Origin of the sequence: Martelella sp. NC20, assembly GCF_013459645.1 — a bacterium.
Lineage (GTDB): Bacteria > Pseudomonadota > Alphaproteobacteria > Rhizobiales > Rhizobiaceae > Martelella.
Genome location: NZ_CP054861.1, coordinates 595423 through 617045 on the forward strand (window position 1 = coordinate 595423; position 21623 = coordinate 617045).

Below are 21623 nucleotides of genomic sequence, written 5' to 3' on the forward strand. Positions count from 1 at the left end.
ATAAACGGATTATCCGCGCTTCAGGGCTTCAAGCTCAGTGGCAGCAGCCTCTGCATCGAATTTTTCCGCGTATCCGATGAAGACGAGTTGCGAACCGAGATGCTGTGTTTCGACAGGCGCCATGCTGGCGCGGCGACCGACCAGCTGGAAGAGATAGGTCCCGGCTTTTCCCTTCACCCTCACATACCCTTTGGCCCGCACCAGAACCGGCACGAGGTGCTGAATCACGCTTTGAAACCGTTCAAGTGAAACTGGTTCCGGATGCGACCAGTCCAGTCGCCGGAAACGTTCATCGCGAATTGGTAGAGGCCCACGCGCCATAAACGCAGATGGGCGATCCCGACTATTGCCGAGCAAAGCGTCCACAGGAATTCTGTCCTTGATACCGCACTTGAAAACGTGCGCCTTTTTCGCCTCCGATAATATCAGATCGAGCACCTGGAGCCTTTCGGGAATTGCGCCTTCAGTCTTTGCCAGCACCACGAAATCACAAGCATAGAGCTGGGAACGCCAGAGCGCGTCTCTTTCGTCGAAGTCTTCGGCATCGACCACCGTCACCACCGCATCGAGCTTTACCGCATCGCGCAGCACCGGATCGCAAAGGGTCTCGATGATTCCGCGCGGATCTGAAGTGCCGCTCGCCTCGATGACGATTGCATCGGGGTGAGGCTTGACGGCAAGGATGAAGCGCAGCGTCCTCAGCAAATCGCCTTGCAGCGAACAACAGATGCAGCCATTGGCCAGGCCGTAGACCGGCTGCCCTGCCGCCGACAGGAGCGTCTCATCGATATTGATAGCTCCGAAGTCGTTGACGATCGCCGCCAGCGTCAGTCCATGATCTGCCTCAAGCAGTCCATTGACCAGGGTCGTCTTTCCCGCGCCGAGAAATCCGGTCACCAGCACTACCGGCACCGGCTCGCATACCGGAAAACTAGCCACGGGCCACCTCCGTCCTCTGTGGCCTGCCCGGCCGGACAGCCGTGTCCAGTTCGCCGTGGACAATCACCGGCGTGCCACCGACGATGACCGCTTCCATGCCGACCGCAGAGCGCGTCATATCAGCAAAGTGCGCCCTGTCGGAGATTGTCGCCGGGTCAAAAACCACGATATCGGCATCACAACCCTCCTGAAGACGTCCCTTGCGCCTGAACGCGGGCAAGCAGGGTTCGAGCACACGGGCGGGAAGGACGGTGCATTTGGCGATCGCCTCGACAAGCCCGATCTTGCCGCCAAGCCGGCAATACTCGCCAAGGAACCTGGTAAACGTGCCCGCAGAGCGCGGATGGGCGGAAAGCGTTGGCGGCAGGGGCCACTCCTCTCCCCGGTAGATCGTACCGTCGGGCTCGACCCACGGCATGGCATCGGATGCGATGATGCCGCCAGGATAGAGCACCGACAGATCCAGCAGTCGCTGATTGGCTTCATCGGCTTCGACATCAAGGAAATGCCAGGCAACGAGGGCAGCCGGCTCCTCGCTGCGGACAGCCATGAGTTCGTCGCGGTCGCGCATGTGGTGGCGGTTGTGGACAAGCTCGATGCTGTCATAACCGGACCCCGTGCGCTGGGTAAAATCCGGGGCTGCGAAGAAACTGGCAGAGACCACGGTGGAACCGGTGCCATAGGGATAGGCTTCGACGGTAATCGGCAGACCACGGGCCTGGGCATTCAGCAACAGCTCCCGGCAACGGGCGATATCGCCGAGCGACGTCGAATTGAGATGGCAGATATGCATGTGGGCGCCGGTTGCAGCCGCGTAACCGATAATGCGGATGTAAGCCTCTTCCGAGCTCTCAGGATCGACATTCGACATGAACGGAATATGCGTGAAAGTCGGCATCCCGTAGCGCGCGGCAAGGCTGCAGATTTGCGTCATCTCCTTGACGCCGGCGCCCGAAGCATAACCGCTCGGAATTCCGATGCCGATGCCCCCTTCGCGTATTCCCGCCTCGACAATGGAACAGATGTCGGCAACGCACGTTGGATCGGCGACGTCGCTCGACCAGCCGCCGCGATTGTCGGCCCCCTCGCCCATCATCTCCATCGGATGCTTGCCGGGAACGGGTACGATCCCGCCCATCACCTGCTTTCGCGCGAAAATCCAGCTTGCGGCTGCGCCATAATTGAGAACCCGTCCTCTGGCTTGCTGGCTTTCGTACCAGGCGGCAACCGGCAGCGCGCCGACTTCGAGTTCAAGCGCCGTCGTTACCCCGTCGAACGCCTGCATCCAGTCGGCCGCCACCGACTGGCCATGGGCATGGAGGTCGATGAAGCCCGGACAGACAACCTTGCCCGACCCGTCGATGATGCTTCTGCCAGACTGAAGCGCACCGATCTTCACGATCTTGCCGGCACGAATGCCGACATCGGCGATCTCGTCGCAACCGCTTTCGGGATCGATCACCCGCCCGCCCTTGATCAGGAGGTCGTATTCAATACTGCCCATGACCGAATTTCCCCGAATGTTTCAATGCTCCAAGCCCACAAACACGAAGATAACTATTTCTTCTGCAAATGAAGAATTTTATATATTTTTTGACTGCAAAATGCGAATTTATGCGAATGATAACTCTGCAGTTCACGATATCGGCAACCAAATATCTGGAGTTCATTCATTGAAACCCCTTGATGCAATCGATCGCAAAATTCTCAGGTTGCTGCTTGAGGACGCCCGCCTCTCCAATACCCAGATTGCCGAACGTGTCGGCTTGTCGCCAAGTCCGTGCTGGCAGCGCATCCGCAGACTTGAATCCGACGGCTACATCACCGGCTACATCGCAATACTGGACCAGGCCCTTCTCGGGGCTGCGGAGACTGTCATCATCGAGATCACGCTTGATCGCCACGATGATGACGTTCTCGAAAAATTCGGGCGCGCCATGGCGTCGATGCCAGAAGTGCTGGAGGTCTATCTCACCACCGGCGAGTATGACTATCTTCTGAAGGTCGCCGTCGACGGAACGGCGGGCTACGAGGAATTCCTGCGCACCAGACTTTACAAGGTTCCGGGCATACGCCATTCCCGCTCCAGTTTCACGCTGCGCTGCCTGAAGCGCATGCATTCGGTCATTCCCAACTGAACCGGAAACCATGCGAACCTGACCTTAAAATCTAGACGCCGTAAGCTGTGGCGAAATATTCATTTTGCCGATCAACGATCCCAGGAAGTCGACGCATGTCCGCAGTTCGGCCTCGGTGACATATTCTTCTGCCCGGTGTGCATCGGCCATATCGCCGGGACCGCAGATGATGGCGGGAATGCCGGCGCGTTGAAAAATGCCGGCCTCTGAACCATAGGAAACCGCGTCCGCTTCGCTCTGACCGAGAAGCGCCATGACGTCCCGTTCAAGCGCCGGATCGGCATTCGGCTCAAGTGCCGGAACGTGGGCTTCAATGCTGAAATCGATGCCGCAGGACGCCTCGACCGCCTTCATGGCAGGTTCCAGTTCTGCTGCCGCAAATGCCCTGATGTCATCGAGCAGAACCTGGTCATTCTCCCCGGGTATGAAGCGCGCCTCCCACAGGAATTCGCAGTCTTCCGCAACAATGTTGAGCGCGTTGCCGCCGACAATCCTGTTGACCTGCGTCGTACTTTGGGGCGGATCCAGTCGCTCGAAGCGCGGGCCGTCGCGTAAAGCGACGTGGCGATGTTCGATTTCGGTGATCAGCCGTGCTGCGACGGTGACCGCGTTCACACAAATCTCCGGTTTCGAGGAGTGTCCCGGCTTTCCCGAAACCCGCACGCGCGTAATCAGGCAGCCCTTATGGGCATTGACCACCTGCATGGAAGATGGCTCTCCGATGATGGCGAGCCGTGGCGCCAGTCCCGATCCTGCGATCCAGTCCACCATCGGCCTGACACCGTTGCAACCGGTCTCCTCGTCATGGGAAAAGGCCAGATGCAGAGGGCGTTCCAGCGCCATTTGCGAAACCTCAGGCACCGCCGCAAGGCAGCATGCGATGAAACCCTTCATATCGGCGGTACCGCGCCCGATCAGACGGCCATTGCCGCGGCGCATCCGGAACGGGTCGCCCCTCCACGCCTGCCCTTCGGTCGGAACAACGTCGGTATGGGCCGAAAGCACAATGCCACCGGGCCTGTCCGGACCAAAGCTGACCAGCAGATTGGCCTTGTCGCCGCCTTCGTTTTCAAAGCGGCGTGTACGTCCGCCATGGTTTCGGCAATAGTGCTCGATCCAGCCGATGATCGCGAGATTGGAACGGGCGCTTACGGTGTTGAAGGCGATGAGCCGGTCGAGGTGTTCGAGAAGGGCGTTGTCGGCAACGCCTGGGAAAGCGGGGCACATGATCTCATTCAACCTGCAGCTTTTCTGCGGCGGTGATGGCTTTGAACGGGCGAACCCTTTGCACAAGCGAAGCAATTTCTCCCACCAGACCGCGACGGAAAACCAGAACGCAGAGAATGAAAACGGCGCCCTGCATGACGGTTACCCATTGGCCGAAACCCGCAAGGTATTGCTGCATGGCGATGATGACGAATGCGCCGGCCACAGGGCCCATCAGCGTGCCCAGCCCGCCGATCAGCGTGATCAGGACAATTTCACCCGACATCGCCCAATGGACATCGGTCAGCGAAGCGTTCTGCCCCACGAAAACCTTGAGCGAACCGGCAAACCCGGCCAGGGCTGCCGAAAGGACAAATGCCAGAAACTTGTAGTGATCAGCCTTGTAGCCAAGCGATATGGCACGCTGCTCATTTTCCCGGATCGACAACAGGACCTCGCCAAAGGGCGAGTTCATGATCCGGTAAACGAACATGATGCCGATGAGGAAGCCAGCGACAATCACGTAGTAAAGCGTGTTCGTGTCAGACAGATCGAAAATTCCGAAAAGATGGCCGAGCGGAATTCCCTGAATGCCATCCTCCCCATGGGTGAAAGGTGCTTTCATGTAGACGAAATACATCATCTGCGACAATGCGAGGGTAATCATCGCGAAATAGATGCCCTGCCGGCGGATCGAGATGAACCCGGCAACCACGCCAACAAGCATGGATGACACGACGCCGAGAACAATGCCGATTTCGGGCGACACGCCCCAGACTTTGAGTGCATGCGCAGTAATATAGCCGGCGGTTCCGAAGAACATCGCATGTCCGAACGACAGAAGCCCGGCATACCCGATCAGCAGGCTGAAGGCGCTTGCGACCAGCCCGAAGCAAAGTGCCTGCATGACAAAGAACGGATAAATCTGCGTCAGCGGCAGCAGCAGCAGGATGCAGGCAAGCACGGGAATTGCGTATTTTTCATAGGCCCTGCCCGAGGAAGCGCCAGCGGGTTGCCCGCCATCGGACGCAGGCTTGGCGTCAGTCTGTCGTCCGGCAAGCCCCGACGGCCGCAGCAGCAGGACCAGCACCATGAGGACGAAAATCACCGTGCTTGCAGCTTCAGGGTATAGATACTTGGTCAGACCTTCCACAACGCCGAGCGCAAAACCGGCAATGATCGATCCCATGATCGATCCCATGCCGCCGATGACGACAACCGCAAACACCACGATCATCAAATCGGCGCCCATCAGCGGCGCAACCTGATTGATCGGCGCCGACAAAACGCCGGCGAGTGCAGCGAGCGCAACACCAAAACCATAAGTCAGCGTGACCATCAGCGACACGTTGATGCCGAAGGCACGAACCAGCGCCGGATTTTCGGTCGCCGCCCGAAGATAAGACCCCAGGCGCGTCCGCTCGATCATGTACCATGTGGCGATACAGACCAGCAGCGAAAACACAACGACCCAGGCGCGATATTTCGGCAGGAACATGAAGCCGAGATTGATCGCCCCCTTCATCTGCGCGGGAATCGGATAAGGGAGCCCGGACGACCCGAACCAGGCCAGAAACACGCCTTGCAAGACCAAGGCCAGACCGAAGGTCAGAAGCAGGCCATAAAGATGATCGAGGCTGGCGACCCGCCGTATCAGCAAGCGCTCTAGCAGTATGCCGAACCCACCAACGATGATCGGCACCAGAAGCAGAGACCACCAATAGCCGAGCCCGAGATAAGTCAGCAGGAAATAGGCGCAGAATGCGCCAATCATATAGAGCGCGCCATGCGCAAAATTGATGATGTTCAGCATGCCGAAGATCACGGCAAGTCCAAGACTGAGCAACGCATAAAACGAGCCGTTGATCAGTCCCACCAGTAATTGCGCCAAGAGTGCCTGCACGAATATCGTCCTGATTTCTAAAGGTTGCCGATCAGACGCCGAGATAGGCTTTGACCGCGTCCGTATTGCTCGAAAGCTCGGTGTTGGAGAAGCTGTCGACGACCTTCCCCTGCTCGATCACATAGTGGCGGTCGGCCACGCTGGCGGCGAAGCGGAAATTCTGCTCGACGAGCAGGATCGTGAAGCCTTTGGCCTTCAGCTGTTCGATGGTACGGCCGATCTGCTGGACGATCACCGGAGCCAGCCCCTCGGTGGGTTCATCCAGCATCACGAATCTGGCCCCGGTTCGCAGGATGCGGCCAATTGCCAGCATCTGTTGCTCGCCACCGGACAATTTGGTGCCCTGGCTCGCGGTGCGTTCCTTGAGGTTTGGAAACAGCGCGTAGATCTCGTCATAGGTCATGCCGCCCTTGCGCACGACCGGCGGAAGGGAAAGGTTTTCGCGTACTGTGAGGCTCGAGAAGATACCGCGCTCTTCCGGACAATAGGCAACCCCTGCGCGGGCGATCCTGTCGGAGAACTTGCCAATCAGCTCGGCTCCATCAAAACAGATCGAACCGCTGCGCTTACCGATGATGCCCATGATCGATTTGAGCGTGGTGGTCTTGCCCGCACCGTTGCGGCCGAGCAATGTAACGACCTCACCCCTGGCAACAGCGAAGTCGATACCGTGCAGCACATGGGATTCACCGTACCATGCCTCGACATTTCGCAATTCCAGAAGGTTTTCCGAAGCCGTCGCGGCGTCCATTCTGTCTCCGTACACAGCTTCAGCCATGCCCGGCTCCAAGGTAGGCTTCCTGCACCCGCGGGTCTCTTGTCAGTTCGTCATAGCTGCCATTGGTCAGTATCTGCCCCCGCGTCAGGACAGTGATTTCATCCGATAATTTTGCCACTACGTTGAGATTGTGCTCAACCATCAGTATTGTCCTCTTCCGCGCGACATGCAGGATCAGGTCCGCGATACGGTCGATATCCTCCTGGCCCATGCCGGCCATCGGCTCATCAAGCAGCAGCATTTCGGGATCGAGAGCCAGTGTGGTCGCAATCTCGAGCGCCCGTTTACGACCATAGGATAGTTCGCCCGCAGGCGCCGATGCGTATTCGGACAGGCCGACATCGTCGAGCAGTTCGGCCGCCCTGTCGCGGTATCGGTCAAGCACGCGGCGCGATCGCCAGAAATCGAACGAGCCGCCGCGTTCGCGCTGCAGGGCAACGCGAACATTGTCGAGGGCGGACATTTTCGCGAACACCGCAGATATCTGGAACGACCGCACCATACCCAGGCGGGCGACATCCGCAGCCCCGAGGCCGGTGATGTCCCTGCCCTTGTATTTGATCGTGCCGGTGCTCGGCCTGATGAACTTCGTCAACAGATTGAAGCAGGTGGTTTTGCCTGCCCCGTTGGGACCGATGAGGGCGTGGATCGTGCCCTTGCGCACCTTCAGGGTAACGTTGCTGACCGCGAAAAAACCCGAGAATTCCTTTGTGAGCCTTGCGGTCTCGACAAGGTAGTCTGTCAATGGACTTGCCCCGCTGCGATTGAGATTGAAACCGACGTCCAGCCCTACTGAGCTGATTTCACGACGAACGGGCAATCGCTTTCATTCAGCGGACGATAGGCTTCCGATGCAGGGATCGTTTCGACGACGTTATAATAGGCCCAGGGCTTGTCCATTTCCTCAGGGGTCTTCACCTGAACGAGATAGAAGTCATGGATCAGCTTGTTGTCTTCTCGCAATGTTGCGCCGGGCGCGTAGAAGTCGTCCACCGGGGTGGCCCGCATCTGCGCAATAACCTCGTTCGTGTCATCGGAATCGATGGCTGCGGCAGCTTTCAGGTAGTGAAGGACCATGGAATAGACCGCCGCCTGAGGCGCGGTCGGCATGGTGCCGTTGGCGGCGTAAAAGCGGTCGGCAAATGCCCTGGTCTGATCATTCAGATCCCAATACCAGGCTGTGACGGTGTTGAGGCCCTGCGCGGTTTCCACTCCCATGGCGTGAGCATCGGAGAGAAACATGAGCTCGGCCACAGGCTTCTGACCACCTGCATCCAGCCCGAACTCCTGCCACTGCTTCATTGAACTCACAAGCTGACTTCCGGCATTGGCAAAAGCGACCACCTTTGCACCGGAACTCTGCGCCTGCAAAAGAAATGACGCGTAGTCGGCATTGCCGAGAGGGTGGAAAACCGAACCGACGGTGGTGCCACCAGCCTCGGTCAGAATGGCTTCCGACTCGTTCACCATATTATGACCGAATGCATAGTCGGCGGCGATGAAGAACCAGGTGTCCTGCCCATCCGAGACCAGCTTCCTGACCGGGCCAGAGACCAGATTATAGCTGTCGTGCAGCCAGGCAAGACCGGTTGGAGAGCACTGACTACCGGTAATTTCCGTGGTGCCGACGGCGGCGTAGATCACCAGCTTTTCCTGTTCGCGGGCAAGCGACTGCACTGCCAGCGCGACGGCAGAGTTGCCGATATCGGCAATGATGTCCACGCCTTCGGCGTCATACCAGCGCCGTGCAATCTGCACACCGACATCGGCCTTGTTCTGATGATCGGCCGTTACGATTTCCACGTCGAGCGGGCTTCCGCCCATCGCCTCGAAATCCTCCACGGCCAGCTTGGCCGCCACGACCGAGCCGGGACCGGCAAGATCTGACAGGGGACCTGCCTGGTCATTCAATATGCCGATCTTGACGACACCGTCGGAAATCTCGGCGGCCGAAGGCAAGGCCGAGACGCCGAGTACACCAAGCGTCAGGGCGACCGTGGCAAACCACGTGCGTCGTTTCCGAGATAAATTACCAGAGTTTTTCAAAACACGCATATTATTCCCCTTTTTGCCGCTTGTGCGGTCATTCTCATCCATGCTGAAAGCGGTTGCCGGAGCCATGGCTGGATTTGTCTATAGTCTTGAGGCTAAAGCCCGATATCAATGTCTGCAAGGGCGGATTTCCAACCTTTTCGGCCACCAATGCCGCCATCATCCCAACGCTCTTCGTCAAGCAAGTCAGCCTCGCTTATCGCCAGCAAACGACGTCCGCGAAGCGACGTTGCACCCTTTGAAACGCCTGTGCTTAAGCAATGCGTCGATGGGAAAATCCCTCCTTGACGATCAGGATCAAATTTGCCGACCACGCCTGATGATCTCTTCCGCGAGATCCAGAGCGACCCGGTTTGGCGAAATGTTCTGATCAGCTGCCGCGTCGAGAACGAATCCCATACGATGCACCAAAGAAGCAAATTTGCCGTCGAGCCAATGCGGGTCGCCGACCTGCCGGATTTCGGCTGCCACGTTGAGAATGCCCCCGGCGTTGATCAGAAAATCAGGCATATAGGTGATCCCAAGCGCGTGCAGCGCATCGGCATCGGCCTCCCGCTCAAGTTGATTGTTGGCAGCTCCGGCAACGATCTTCGCCTTGATCTGCGGAATGGAAAGGCGGGTGAGAACGCCGCCCAGCGCGCAAGGCGCATAGACATCACAGTCCGTGGCATGAAAGCGCTCGAATGAGCCGGGTTTCGCCCCGAAGGCCTCGACCGCACGGTCGCATCTTTTGGCGTCCACATCGGTCACGATCAATTCGGCGCCGCTTTGCGAAAGCAGCGAACAAAGGCTCCATCCGACATTGCCGATGCCCTGAACGGCGATCCGAACGCCATCGAGCGAGGGAGTGCCGAAGACCTTCGAACAGGCGACCCTGATCCCTTCGAAAACCCCGCGAGCAGTGATCGGAGACGGGTCTCCGCTTGCATATTGCCCCTGCGAAAGACCGGCCACGAAACGGGTCTGGGTGTATACGAGTTGCATATCGGCGATGTTCACGCCCACATCTTCAGCGGTGTAGTACTGGCCGCCCAGTTCCTCGACCGCCCGGCCGAAGGCAAGCATCATGGCGTCGGTCTTTGTCTGACGCTCACCCAGCATGATCACCGCTTTTCCGCCGCCAAGATCGAGACCGGCGATCGCATTCTTGTAGGTCATCCCGCGCGACAGCCTCAAGGCGTCGCGGAGCCCGTTCTCTTCGTTTTCGTAGCGCCAGACTCGACATCCACCCGCTGCGGGCCCAAGAGCGGTCGAGTGAATGGCGATGACTGCCCGCAATCCCGAGCCCTCGTCCTCTACGAATACCACCTTCTCGTGATCACGATATTCTGGATGCGCTCGGTAGCCGCTGTTCATCATCTATCGACCTTTTCATTCCTCAAAGTTCCATCTACCAGACGCAAATCGGCAAGATTGAGAGCACGCCCCGCGCGTGCCATTACTCCAGGCAGCGGGCGCCAGGACAATTCAGGGCTGTTGCCACGGCATCGTCCTGCAGCCGAATGCAGCATTTTTAAGCTGCGAACCGCCCTCGAAACCCAACAAGACAAAGATGAAAATCATCCGCCTGAGTTGATCCTGTGCAGGGGTGATCCCATTGGAAACGACGAGTGATCTAGAATGGATTGCTTTCATTGCGTCCCTCTTCGAAAACTCTAATGGAGAGAGAGCAGAATTTCTGACTTCTTTTTGGGATAAAACTCGATAGATCAAAAAAGTATTTCGTCTAAACTGCGTTTTGCAATCGATCAATCTGCCCTTTCGCCAACGGGCAAACAACTGACCGCTATCAAGAAGGCGATCGAGGGTTTCTTCCCCAAACGCAAGCAATGGTGCCGAATAGCATCGCGCTACAACAAGCTAAATGTAAGCGCCCTCGGCTTCATCCTAGTGGATTGATCGGATCAAAGGAGTCCGTTGGTTGATTCCCAACCGCTTTGAGATGTGCGAGTCTGCGGCATGCGCAGCAACATTTCCTTTACGGTATCTCCCGACGACCGGCAGCGATTGAGCGCCATCGTCGCGGCCCCGAACAGCCCACAGAAGCACGTCTGGCGGGCACGTATCATCCTTCTGAGCGACGATGGTCTGGGCACCTCGGCGATCATGGCCGAGACCGGCAAGTCGAAAACCTGTGTGTGGCGCTGGCAGGAGCGGTTCATGCATGAGGGCGTCGACGGCCTGCTTCATGACCGGTCCCGGCCACCCGGCAAGGCGCCGGTCCCGCCGGAGCGTGTTGCCGAGATCGTCCGCTTGACGCAGGAACCGCCGCCGCACGAGGCAACACACTGGACGCTGCGCGCCATGGCCAGGGTCGCCGGCATCGCGGCCTCGACGGTTCAGGCGATCTGGAAGGCTCACGGTCTCAGCCCGCATCGCTGGAGGCAGTTCAAACTCTCCAACGATCCAGCCTTCGCCGAAAAGCTCACCGACATCGTTGGTCTTTATGTCGACCCGCCGGCCCATGCCGTGGTGCTGTCGGTTGACGAGAAATCACAGATACAGGCTCTCGACAGAACCCAGCCCGGACTGCCGATGAAGAAGGGCCGTGCCGGCACCATGACCCACGATTACAAGCGCCACGGCACCACCACTCTGTTTGCCGCGCTCAACGTGCTGGATGGCACGGTCATCGGCCAGAACATGCAGCGCCACCGCCATCAGGAGTTCATCCGCTTCCTCAACCGCATCGAGCGCGAGGTGCCGCAAGACAAGGCCATCCACGTCATCCTCGACAATTACGCCGTACACAAAAAGGACAAGGTCCGCGCCTGGCTCGCCCGCCATCCGCGCTGGACCTTCCACTTCACCCCGACATCCTGCTCCTGGCTCAACGCCGTCGAGGGCTTCTTCGCCAAACTCACACGGCGAAGGCTCAAATACGGGGTCTTCCATTCCGTCGTCGATCTGCAGGCCGCAATCAACCGTTTCGTGCGCGAATACAATGCTGACTGTCCCAAGCCATTTGTCTGGAAAGCCGATCCCGAGGACATCATCACCGCACGAAACCGAGGGTTCCAAACGTTGGAATCAAACCACTAGAGTATCCGTTTTAGGCAAAACAATCGGGCTGATAGAAAGCGCTTCTAGTCTGTTGGACTTTTCAATCTCATCAATACGAACACAGGCGACCTTCCTTCCATCGTCCATGGTCGAAAGCGGTGGAAGCGCCTGGGTGCAGGCGTAGCGCGCATATGCGCAGCGTGGCGCGAAAGGGCAGCCGGAGGTGAGAAGGGGGACGGCCGGCGATGCCGCCTGCGCCGTTTCGTTGCGCAATCTGCGTCGCTCTTTCTGAGCCGCGACGTCAGGAACCGGAACCGAAGCCAGCAAGGCGCGAGTGTAGGGATGCGCGGGATCATTACAGACAGCCTCGGCCGGTCCGTCTTCCATCACCCTTCCGCGATAGAGCACGACCACCCGGTCCGAGATATGGCGCACGACAGCCATATTGTGTGAAATGAATATGTAACTGACTCCGTCCTTGCGCTGCAGATCGTCCAGCAGGTTCAGCACTTGCGCCTGCACCGAGACATCCAGCGCGCTGACCGCTTCGTCGCAGATAACAACCTCCGGGTTCATGATCAGGGCGCGGGCAATGGCGATGCGCTGGCACTGGCCGCCGGAGAATTCCCCTGGATAGCGGTACATCGCCTCCGCTTTCAGCCCAACCCGCTCCAGTGCCGCAACCACAGCGTTGCGAACCGCGCCGGCGCCAAGATCCGGCTGCGCGACGCTCAGCGGCTCGGCAATCGCGTGACCGACAGTTTTGCTGGGGTCGAGGGAACTTGACGGATTCTGGAACACCGCCTGAAGTTTTCCCCTGATCGTACGCCTTTCCTTTCCCGTCAGACCGGTTATATCTTTGCCGTTCAATATAATGGAGCCGCTTGCGACGGACTGCAGACCGAGGATTGCGGCGCCGATCGTGGTCTTTCCTGAGCCGGACTCTCCGACAATCGACACCGTCTTGCCCCGTCGCACTGCAAGGGAAACGTCCGAAACTGCCGTAACCGGAGCCCGCGCAAAACCCCGCGTATAAGTGACCTTCAGATTTTTCACCTCGAGCACGGCGCGATCGTCAGTCATGCCCAGCTTCCTCGCTGTTGCTGGCAACGGCCAGTTCGTCGGCCCGGATGCAACGGACTTCATGGCCGTCACTCCCGATTACATCTGAAAGCGGTATGGCATCCAGGGTGCAAGCATTCAGTCCGCTGGCGCAGCGGTCATGGAAGTGGCATCCGCGCGGCCATTGCGACGGGGCGGGGACCATTCCGGGAATTGTGGGCAACTTGGCACCGGGCACGGCTGCGGTCGGGTTGGAGCTAAGCATTGCCCTGGTGTAGGGGTGTGCTGGGTGCATGAACAGATCCGCAACCTCGGCAACCTCCACGACCTCTCCCGCATACATGACGGCAACCTTGTCGCAAATATCCGCAACGACGCCCAGGTCATGGGTGATCAAAATGATCGACGTGCCAGACTCCGCTGCAAGTCGGCGCAGCAGATCGAGGATTTCGCCCTGAATGGTGACGTCCAGCGCGGTCGTCGGCTCATCAGCGATCAGAACGCGCGGACGACCGGCCAGCGCACATGCGATTGCCACGCGCTGCATCATCCCACCTGAAAGCTGATGTGGGAAACGTGCAGCGGTGTCTTTCGGATCCGGCAACCCAACCTGGGTCAGAAGCTCCAGCACGCGCGCCCGGCGCATGCGGCCGCGCAGCTTATCGTGCCTGCCAACCAACTCGCCAAGCTGGCTTTCGACCCTGAAACACGGATCAAGGGCAACCATCGGGTCTTGTGAGACATAGGCAATTCCGCTGCCCCGGCTGCTAGCCCTGACGCCGCGCGGCGCGCTGTTCAGCTCTACCTGTCCGAAATGCACCTCGCCATCTATTGCGAAGCCGTCGCCAAGCTGACCGAGGATTGCCGAGGCGGTGACCGACTTGCCGCAACCGCTTTCGCCCACAATGCCAAGCGTTTCTCCGTCAGCCAGATCGAAAGATACGTTCCGCACCAGCTCCAACCCACGGATCGACGCGGACAGGCCGCGAACGGACAGGGCGGTCGCCGGGTTCGCCGGGTTCGCCGGTTCTGATCTTGTCGCCGGCTGCGCGGCGATGCCCTCATGCGGCTCGAAGCGCTCCCGGCCAAGTGCCATCGCATCGCGCAACCCGTCCGCGACCAGCAGCAAGGACATGATGACCAATGTCAGCGTCATACCGCCCGGCAGCATAAGATAGGGTTGCTTTGACAGGACCTTCTGCGCGTCAGCAACCATGCCACCCCAGCTGGGTTCAGGCGGATTTACGCCCAGGTTGATGTAGTTCAGTCCGCCCTGTACGCCCAGGATGATTGCAGCAAGCACCGCTGCATTGACAATGATCGGGCCCCAGACGTTCGGCAGCACGTGATCGAAGATGATGCGCAAACGCCCGAGCCCCAGAACGCGTGCGGAAGCGATATAGGTTTCCTCGCGCACGGCGCGGGCGGCGGTTCGCGTCACGCGGGTGATATTGGGTGAGGTCAGGACGCCCAGCGTGATCATCCCCAGATGCGAATTATTGTCACTGATACCGTAGATCATCAGCATCACGACAATGGCTGGTGTCGCCATGCAAATTTCGGTCACGCGTGAGACTGTGTTGTCGACAAGTCCGCCGAAATATCCAGCCAGCAGCCCCAGCGCGATGCCGAGTATCAAAGCGATAGCCAGCGCTTCCGCCAATCCGCCAAGGCTGACCCTACCGCCCCACAGCAGCCGGCTCAGAACATCACGGCCCAGCCTGTCGGTACCCAGCAGGTGTTCGGCGGAAGGGAGCGACAGCGCATTGGTCAGGTTTACGTCCAATGGCCCCTGCGACATGAGGCTGGGGCCGATTATGACGGCGAGCACTACAAAAACAAGGCACAGCCCCCCCGCAACGCCGAGGGGCTGGCGCAGGTAACCGCGCATCAAGCGAAAGCGCGCTGCAGGTCTGCTTTTGGCGCTTGTGGCCGCTCCTTCGGTCCTGTCTGCGGTAATGGAAATGGCTATCTGATCCTTGGGTTGAGGATCGTGGTGGCAACATCGATGACGACGTTGACCAGCACCACGATGATGGTGAAATAGACGGCGATCCCTTGGACGACCGGCAGGTCAGACGCCAGCGTCGATGCCAGCGATTGCGAGCCGAGGCCGGGCAATACGAAGATGTTCTCGATCACGACCGACCCGCTGAGCGACCCCACGAAGATGATCCCCATGACGGTGATGACCGGGGCCGCCGCATTGCGCAGGGCGTGCTTGTAGATGATCGACCGTTCGGATGCTCCGTTTGCGCGCAGGGTGCGGGCCCAGGGGCTGGCGATGGCGACCAGCATCTGGTCACGGGTCTGCTTCGCCACCGCCGTGATGCCCCCGAAAGCAAGCGCGATCACGGGAAGAACCAGGGACATGAAGTACCAATAGGGACTGTCATGAAAGAACACGAAACCCGTTGCGGGAAAGATCGGGATCTGGACCGCCAGGATCGCGATCAGGATCACGGCGAACCAGAAGTTGGGGATCGCGATCCCGAGCGTCGACACGACATCGACTGACCGGCCCACAAAGCGCCCGCGCGTGGCAGAGAGCACGCCAAGTGCTACGCCCACGATCGAAAATACGATGAGCGATCCGAAGATCAGCGACAGGCTTACGCCCAGCCGTGGCGCCAGGATTTCACGCACGGACTGCCCGCTGATGTAGGAATTTCCCAGATTGCCCTGAACCGCGTCGCCGAGCCAGTCGAAATATCGCACAAGCAAAGGCTGATCGAGGCCGAGCTTCCTGTTGAACGCCTGGACGACCTCTTCCGAAGCCTGAAGCCCGAGTATCCCGCGTGTGATGTTGGACGGGAACAAGCCCTGAAGGAAAAAGGTTATCGTGGGGATCACCAGCAGAAGCACAAGCGAACCGATGAACCTGAAGCCCAGTCCCTGAAGAATCTTCATCGTCCCGCCCTGTACTCCGGCCATCCTATTGGTCGAGAGTGACGTGGTTTTCTGGTCACTCGACCGGTTTCCAGTTCGAGGGGTCGGGCCAGGGATAGGTGGTGAAGTCCAGACCCGTGACGTCGTCGCTCGCGAAGATCAGTGCGTCGACGCTGGCAACCGGCACAAGGAATGCGTTCTCGACCATGTAACGCTCGGATGCCTCGGCGGCTGCTACGCCTTCGGGCGTGTCGATGTCGTATTTGCGCTGCTCCACCGCCAGAGAATCCGCTTTCTCATCCACGAATTTCGAAAAATTGTACACGGCATCACTGGTCACCAGTTGCTGCGTATCGGTCAGTTGAACGGAGTACTGAAACGTTAGCGTGGTTGCGGGATAGTCGCCTGAGAAATACATCGGAACATAAGTCGAGAAGCCCTCGCTCGGTTTCAGTGTCACGTCGACGCCGACCGCCTGCCAGTTGGCGGCCATGGCCTGCCCCAGAAGGTCGCCGCCGGGAACGGCTGGCTGAAGCAACAGATCGAAGGAGAAACCGTCGGGATATCCCGCCTCGGCCAGCAGCGCTTTCGCCTTCTCAGCGTCGTAGGAATAGAAGCGTTCCAGTTCGGCCACATAACCGCCGATTCCGTCCGGAACGAATTGGGTCGTCGGCGCGCCGTATTCTCCATAGAGGGCCGCGGCAATCCCGGCGCGATCGATTGCAAAGTTCAGGGCTTGCCGGACACGCACATCCGCCAATGCCGGGACGATGTTGCCGCCAATATCGCCGAGGTATACCCCGACCATGGCAGAAGGTGCGCTGAAAATCTTGAGTCCGGCCGCTTCTGCGGCCTCGGCGTCCGTCGCCTGTCCCTCGGCAACCTGCACCTGGCCCGTTCGCAACGAAGACAGGACGGCATTGCCGTCAGGGATGACCTTGATCACCACTTCATCCCAGTACTGGGCGTCAGGATTCCAATAGTGCGGGTTCTTCACATATACGTACTGCGATTCGATGATCGTGCGCTCGCTGTCGATCATGTACGGTCCGGCGCCGAAGGTAGCGGTGCCAAGCTTATCCGGGTCGGCCAACCCGCCGGGTGAAACGACTGCACCGGCCATGCCGCCCTGGTCCAGACCGTATGGCAGCATAGGATCGAGCGTCGACAGCGTGAGCGTCACCTGAAACGGGCCAGACGCCTCGATCTTGGAAACATTGGCAAGCCATGCGGTGAATTGGCCCTTCTCCTTATAGCGTTCCAGCCATTCGACCACGCCCTCGGCGGTCAGGTCGGTGCCGTCGCTGAATTTTACGCCCTCGCGCAGGTTCATGACGAACGACAGACGGTCCTCGGAATAGGCCCAGTCGAGCGCAAGCCCTGGCTGCGCGGTACCGTCCGGAGCGCGCCGGATCAACGAAGCGTAAGCGAGATTTGGGTACCAGACACTTGGCAGCCCATTTGCGCTCAGCGTCGGATCAAGCGTTGTCGGCGCGGAACTTGCGGCGATCGTCAGGGTCTCCGCGATGCTCTGGGTGGGAAGGCTGGCACCGAGGATGGCAATTATGGCAGCGGCGCCAATGAGCGGAATGGGTCTCGTGCGGCATTCCGGCAAAGTAAATGTCATCGTGTCCTCCTGTCATGGCGCTGGATAGGAAACGCCCTCTTCCTGGTTATGCGGCCGGCAACACCCTCGTCGGGCCAGACCAAGTATGGCCGGCGCCCGGAAAGAGCGTCCTTGCAGAAATGCATCAGCCGAAGCCATCCCGGGTGCCAGTCTGCCGATTTCGCCGGAAACGGACCCTCGCACCGCGCTCATGCGCCGGCGTCCCCCGTTTTTCTCTGTTCGAATTCAGTGCCGAAGATGTTTGACAGGACAGGAGCGGAACTGTCGCGGTGCCGCTCCCAAAAGTCGAGCCTCTCGGCAAGTCGATCAGTTTTCACGTGTGGTTCGAGATCTGCGATCATGGTTGCGCGTTGACGCGACGCGTAGGCCGGCCAAGTCCCCAGCGGACCGCTCGGATCGCCGGTTTTGACGAATGCCGCGAGCGCGCTGCTCAGCCCTTTGGCCAGTGCCCGCACCGGCGCATCGCGGACCTCCGACCCCAGCATATCGGCCACGCCCGTTGCATCGAGATTGTCAAAAAAGAACGGCAGGTCGACGACATGGGCAGCGCCGGTCCGCCCGCCAAGCCCCGGTGATTTCCAGCCGAATTCATAAACGAAGCCGCGACCACCCGCCGCAGCATGCCTATGGGCGAGGTAACGCACCGGCTCGCCCCATCCATGTTCTGTTGCGATCACGTGTCCTACGTTTGCAGCATCGCCTCCGACGGCCTTCAACACGGGCGCATAGAGCGCGGCGGCCTCGGACTGTGCATCGGGGTCACGCAGATAAGCAGCAATTGTCGCTGGCAGAGACCGCTCCGGCGGCGCCCATCCGGTGATCGGGAACAGCCTGTCCTCTTCACTTGTAGAGCCAATCAGGATATCGATGTCACTCCGCTCGGAGAGCGCGGCGTAGGGATCCGACGCCAACGTAACGCCATCCAGCACAGTGGGAAAGACCCGACGCCCGATGCCGAACATACGCTGCACGGCAAGGATGCGGAAAATGGAAATGTCGCGAAGCTGGGCCAGCACATCTCCCGCCGGGTCCACCGACAACTGACGCAGGAGGAAATCGGTCGTCTCCCGCGCTTTCCCGATTTCAGTCATCATCTCGAGATGTCCGCTTTCCAGGAATACACGGCGAAAAAGGCCGCGTGCGCCGGGTGCAATGAGCAGCGAGGCTACGGAAACTGCCCCCGCCGAATGCCCGCCGACTGTCACGTGGTCCGGATCTCCACCGAAGGCGGCGATGTTCTGTTGAACCCACTTCAGGGCGAGTGTCTGGTCCTGGATTGCCTGGTTGCTGTATCGTTCGTCGTAATCGCCAAGGAAGAGCCCGCCAAGATAGCCCAGCCGGTAGTTGACGCTGACAACGACGATACCGTGGTCGCGCGCCATGCGAGCGCCATCGGTCCACGAACCGCTGCCCGAACCGCACAGGAATGCGCCGCCGTGGATCCAGAAGAGGACAGGCGCCTTACCGGCAATATCCGGTGTCCAGATATTCAGATTAAGGCAATCTTCGTCCGACACGCTTTGCGACGCGTAGTAGATAGCCTCGGTCCCGGGAACAGCCATGGGGAGCGGATCGATATCCTGAGGCGATATCGATCCGAACTGCGATGAATCCACAATACCTTCAGCGACTTCCGCACGTTGAGGCGGCGCAAAGCGAAGCGAGCCAATCGGAGGGGCGCCATAGCGGACACCACGGAAAATCGAAACGCTATCATCAGTCACGCCAGCGAATGTGCCGCAGGGTGAGGTGGCAATAGGTTGCGTTTCGGAGGCGTGCGCAGTCGTGGTCACCTTCCGGTTCCTCTCTTCCCGATGGCCGGTCGGCGCCACTTTTTAACGTGACCTTGCCGAGTAGGCCTTTGCTGAAATGTTAGGCTAGAGAACTCCGAAATGTCCGCAAGGGCGTATTCCCCTCAATTTCAGACAACTAGCGCTTCGGTTCTGTTATTTCATCCGTTGAGCTTGCATACACAAAAAGGCTGATAGAAAATTGCCGCCATGGGCGCTGCTGTAACGCCGTTCAAGCTGGCGTTCTTTTTGAGCGCGGCGTTCAGAAGCAAGTGGCCTGCCCGCCCACGGAGTGACAGAGCGGGCAATCGCATCCGAGGAGGCGGTGCAATTCCGGGGGCGTATTGGTCAGAGGCGTTTGCTGAGTTTCGCCGAAGCGAGCTTTGTTCCCCTATCAAATGGCTTGGAAAACTTGCGATTAAATGCAGGGCGGCAACCTGGATCTGACGCTAGTCACGCTTGCTGCCCGTAGACGACGATCCGAATATCCGGCCGACCTTCGTAGAGGAGTACGCTCAGGTCGTAGCGCTTCCAGCCAGCGCCGGCGCGCAACTCCTTCATAGTATTGCCGATACGGACGACCTCGGGGTCTTTCCACCAGTCTCGCGCGGTGGGGAATTCGTCCATCACCTTGTCGAGGAGACAGCGAAGGATCGGGTCCTTCCCGGTTGTGAGGTAGTCGTGCCGGGCTTTGAGAAACATCTGTCGCGCCGAGCGCTCCCAATCTCGGACAATATTCCGATAGGCTTCGCAAAAGAACACGATCCCGAGCATGTTCGGATCGGGCTCGCGCAAGGCCGGGAACAGCCGTTCGGCCTCGTCGTTGAACGCCAGCACGTCCCACCGCAGATTCAGGATGTAGGCCGCATTTGGCAGGGCAGTAATCATCGCGACAAGGGCGGTAGGGACATCGGACCGCTCCACCACGCGCGGCTTGAGATCGCGTCCAGCAAGCGCGTAGAGATGCTCTTGCTCCGCGCGTTCAAGCTTCAGCCCCCGAACAAGGCGAGCGAGAAAATCGTCCGACACATGGATGTCACGCCCCTGCTCAAACCAAGTGTACCAAGTCAGTCCGACACCGGCGAGCGTTGCGACTTCCTCGCGCCGCAGACCCTTCGTCCGACGCCGCCCGCTGTCCCGCAGGCCGAGCTTTTCCGGTGAAGCGCGCTCCCGGCAGTACCTTACGAAATCGGACAATTCCTGACGCTCAGGAACGCGGGACAGTCTTGTCGAGTTCAATGTTCTCTCCTGAAGACCCATCACCATAGCAACAGGATAAAAGTCATATAGTAACAGAATAACATGAACGATATCGTTTTCGCAAACAGGAGAAAGCGCATGTCGGCATCAGTCATTGGACTTGGGCAGATCGGTTCGGCGATCGTCCCGCGTTTGCTGTCTCTCGGGGAAAAAGTAATCGTCTGGAACCGCTCCAGGACCGCCATCGACAAGCTCATCAGGCCTGGGGTGATCCCGGCGTCCGATATTTCGGACGCATTCGCCGCCGATATCGTCCTGTCCGCACTTTTCGATGACGAGGCGGTTCGTTCGGTGTTCACCCCGGCACGACTTGAACGGGCTTCCGACCTTGGATCGCTGCACGTTTGCCTCTCCACCGTCAGTCCGGATTTGACGGAAGAGCTGGCAAGTCTGCACGCGTCACTTGGGGTGGGCTATCTTGCGGCGCCGCTCTTCGGCCGTCCTGAGGCGGTCGCGCGCGGTGAGGCCAACATCTGTGTCGCGGGCGGTGAGGCCGCCATCGAGAGGGCCCGGCCTTATCTGGAATGCTTCGGGCGTGTCTGGAGGGTCGGCGTGGAGCCGCGGCAGGCCAGCGTCGCGAAGCTTTGCGGGAACTTCATGATCGGGGCCGCGATCGAGGCCATGGCGGAAGCGGCAGGGCTCGTCCGTGCCACGGACGGCGACGCCGGCGCATTCATGTCATTAATGACGAATACCCTGTTCTCTTCTCCGGTCTACCGCAACTATGCCGCCTCCGTCCTTGGGGCCAGTCCCCTTCAGCCAAGCGGCCTGGCGCTGCCAATGAAGGACATGTCGCTTTTGTCCGCCGTCTCCAGAAACGCGTCCGTTCCGACGAAGGTCCTGGACGCGCTGCGCGAAAGCCTGTCCAGCGCCGATGCCGTCGGTTTCGGACATCAAGATTGGTCTGTTGCGTTGGGAAATGCAGCCCGACGCGCGGTCTCCGCCTAACCACAAATCAGCAATAGTGAGAATGTCG

At 59.3% G+C, this 21623-nt stretch carries 18 protein-coding genes and 1 pseudogene; 3 read left to right on the top strand and 16 right to left on the bottom strand.

What is annotated here, in order from left to right:
• Positions 1-9: 9 nt before the first annotated feature.
• Both HQ843_RS02910 and HQ843_RS02915 read right to left on the bottom strand, forming a co-directional pair.
• Entirely contained in the window at positions 10-939 is a 930-nt protein-coding gene (locus tag HQ843_RS02910; RefSeq protein ID WP_180899907.1) for a CobW family GTP-binding protein, read from the bottom strand.
• On the bottom strand, positions 932-2443 hold the full coding sequence (locus HQ843_RS02915) for an amidohydrolase family protein (protein WP_180899906.1): 1512 nt from the start codon (positions 2441-2443) through the stop codon (positions 932-934). Before HQ843_RS02915 ends, HQ843_RS02910 begins: the two co-directional genes overlap by 8 nt.
• A 169-nt stretch (positions 2444-2612) precedes the next feature.
• Between HQ843_RS02915 and HQ843_RS02920 the strand changes: the two genes are divergently transcribed.
• Positions 2613-3077 (top strand): Lrp/AsnC family transcriptional regulator, encoded by a 465-nt coding sequence (locus HQ843_RS02920; protein ID WP_246710258.1) that lies wholly within the window; start codon positions 2613-2615, stop codon positions 3075-3077.
• A 24-nt stretch (positions 3078-3101) separates the two neighbouring features.
• On the opposite strand, the gene argE is transcribed toward HQ843_RS02920, so the two are convergent.
• From argE to HQ843_RS02955, 8 genes and pseudogenes are all read right to left on the bottom strand, one after another.
• A complete protein-coding gene (gene argE / locus HQ843_RS02925; protein WP_180899905.1) occupies positions 3102-4304 on the bottom strand; it encodes an acetylornithine deacetylase in 1203 nt (400 codons plus the stop codon).
• Positions 4305-4308: 4 nt separating this feature from the next.
• The gene (locus HQ843_RS29935; RefSeq protein WP_371822206.1) at positions 4309-5253 is read right to left on the bottom strand and encodes a branched-chain amino acid ABC transporter permease; all 945 of its coding nucleotides are present in this window, start codon (positions 5251-5253) and stop codon (positions 4309-4311) included.
• Positions 5254-5331: 78 nt separating this feature from the next.
• Positions 5332-6186 (bottom strand): annotated as a pseudogene (locus HQ843_RS29940) (branched-chain amino acid ABC transporter permease); the annotation flags it as partial.
• Positions 6187-6217: 31 nt separating this feature from the next.
• A complete protein-coding gene (locus HQ843_RS02935; RefSeq protein ID WP_180899904.1) occupies positions 6218-6964 on the bottom strand; it encodes an ABC transporter ATP-binding protein in 747 nt (248 codons plus the stop codon).
• Positions 6957-7709: an ABC transporter ATP-binding protein gene (locus HQ843_RS02940; RefSeq protein ID WP_180899903.1), complete on the bottom strand. Its 753-nt coding sequence runs from the start codon at positions 7707-7709 to the stop codon at positions 6957-6959. Before HQ843_RS02940 ends, HQ843_RS02935 begins: the two co-directional genes overlap by 8 nt.
• Before the next feature lie 44 nt (positions 7710-7753).
• The gene (locus HQ843_RS02945; RefSeq protein WP_180899902.1) at positions 7754-9019 is read right to left on the bottom strand and encodes an ABC transporter substrate-binding protein; all 1266 of its coding nucleotides are present in this window, start codon (positions 9017-9019) and stop codon (positions 7754-7756) included.
• 92 nt (positions 9020-9111) lie between these two features.
• Complete coding sequence (locus HQ843_RS02950; protein ID WP_180899901.1) at positions 9112-9330, bottom strand: hypothetical protein; 219 nt, start codon at positions 9328-9330, stop codon at positions 9112-9114.
• Complete coding sequence (locus HQ843_RS02955; RefSeq protein ID WP_246710259.1) at positions 9314-10375, bottom strand: Leu/Phe/Val dehydrogenase; 1062 nt, start codon at positions 10373-10375, stop codon at positions 9314-9316. Before HQ843_RS02955 ends, HQ843_RS02950 begins: the two co-directional genes overlap by 17 nt.
• A gap of 600 nt (positions 10376-10975) precedes the next feature.
• On the opposite strand from HQ843_RS02955, the gene HQ843_RS02960 reads away from it, so the two are divergent.
• Entirely contained in the window at positions 10976-12058 is a 1083-nt protein-coding gene (locus HQ843_RS02960; RefSeq protein ID WP_180899062.1) for an IS630 family transposase, read from the top strand.
• Here the strand turns inward: HQ843_RS02960 and HQ843_RS02965 are convergent.
• From HQ843_RS02965 to HQ843_RS02990, 6 genes are all read right to left on the bottom strand, one after another.
• The gene (locus tag HQ843_RS02965) at positions 12047-13102 is read right to left on the bottom strand and encodes an ABC transporter ATP-binding protein (protein WP_180899900.1); all 1056 of its coding nucleotides are present in this window, start codon (positions 13100-13102) and stop codon (positions 12047-12049) included. The two genes, HQ843_RS02960 and HQ843_RS02965, sit on opposite strands and share 12 nt — an antisense overlap.
• Positions 13095-14867 (bottom strand): dipeptide/oligopeptide/nickel ABC transporter permease/ATP-binding protein, encoded by a 1773-nt coding sequence (locus HQ843_RS02970; RefSeq protein ID WP_180899899.1) that lies wholly within the window; start codon positions 14865-14867, stop codon positions 13095-13097. Before HQ843_RS02970 ends, HQ843_RS02965 begins: the two co-directional genes overlap by 8 nt.
• 182 nt (positions 14868-15049) lie before the next feature.
• Positions 15050-15991, bottom strand: coding sequence for an ABC transporter permease (locus HQ843_RS02975; RefSeq protein WP_180899898.1), 942 nt, complete (start codon positions 15989-15991; stop codon positions 15050-15052).
• 55 nt (positions 15992-16046) lie between these two features.
• Entirely contained in the window at positions 16047-17597 is a 1551-nt protein-coding gene (locus tag HQ843_RS02980) for an ABC transporter substrate-binding protein (protein ID WP_180899897.1), read from the bottom strand.
• A gap of 188 nt (positions 17598-17785) precedes the next feature.
• Positions 17786-19390 carry a carboxylesterase/lipase family protein gene (locus HQ843_RS02985; protein WP_180899896.1) on the bottom strand — a complete coding sequence of 535 codons (1605 nt, stop codon included), beginning with the start codon at positions 19388-19390 and terminating at the stop codon, positions 17786-17788.
• Positions 19391-19840: 450 nt separating this feature from the next.
• A complete protein-coding gene (locus tag HQ843_RS02990) occupies positions 19841-20626 on the bottom strand; it encodes a helix-turn-helix transcriptional regulator (protein ID WP_180899895.1) in 786 nt (261 codons plus the stop codon).
• A 63-nt stretch (positions 20627-20689) separates the two neighbouring features.
• Here HQ843_RS02990 and HQ843_RS02995 point away from each other — a divergent pair, with 63 nt between their 5' ends.
• On the top strand, positions 20690-21595 hold the full coding sequence (locus tag HQ843_RS02995; protein WP_180899894.1) for an NAD(P)-dependent oxidoreductase: 906 nt from the start codon (positions 20690-20692) through the stop codon (positions 21593-21595).
• The last annotated feature ends 28 nt before the right edge of the window (positions 21596-21623 follow it).

Coding starts and splice junctions, on each gene's coding strand:
- HQ843_RS02915 (WP_180899906.1), bottom strand. CDS start 2,443: ATGGGCAGTATTGAATACGACCTCCTGATCAAGGGCGGGCGGGTGATC.
- argE (WP_180899905.1), bottom strand. CDS start 4,304: ATGTGCCCCGCTTTCCCAGGCGTTGCCGACAACGCCCTTCTCGAACAC.
- HQ843_RS02935 (WP_180899904.1), bottom strand. CDS start 6,964: ATGGCTGAAGCTGTGTACGGAGACAGAATGGACGCCGCGACGGCTTCG.
- HQ843_RS02945 (WP_180899902.1), bottom strand. CDS start 9,019: ATGCGTGTTTTGAAAAACTCTGGTAATTTATCTCGGAAACGACGCACG.
- HQ843_RS02955 (WP_246710259.1), bottom strand. CDS start 10,375: ATGATGAACAGCGGCTACCGAGCGCATCCAGAATATCGTGATCACGAG.
- HQ843_RS02960 (WP_180899062.1), top strand. CDS start 10,976: ATGCGCAGCAACATTTCCTTTACGGTATCTCCCGACGACCGGCAGCGA.
- HQ843_RS02965 (WP_180899900.1), bottom strand. CDS start 13,102: ATGACTGACGATCGCGCCGTGCTCGAGGTGAAAAATCTGAAGGTCACT.
- HQ843_RS02975 (WP_180899898.1), bottom strand. CDS start 15,991: ATGAAGATTCTTCAGGGACTGGGCTTCAGGTTCATCGGTTCGCTTGTG.
- HQ843_RS02980 (WP_180899897.1), bottom strand. CDS start 17,597: ATGACATTTACTTTGCCGGAATGCCGCACGAGACCCATTCCGCTCATT.
- HQ843_RS02995 (WP_180899894.1), top strand. CDS start 20,690: ATGAACGATATCGTTTTCGCAAACAGGAGAAAGCGCATGTCGGCATCA.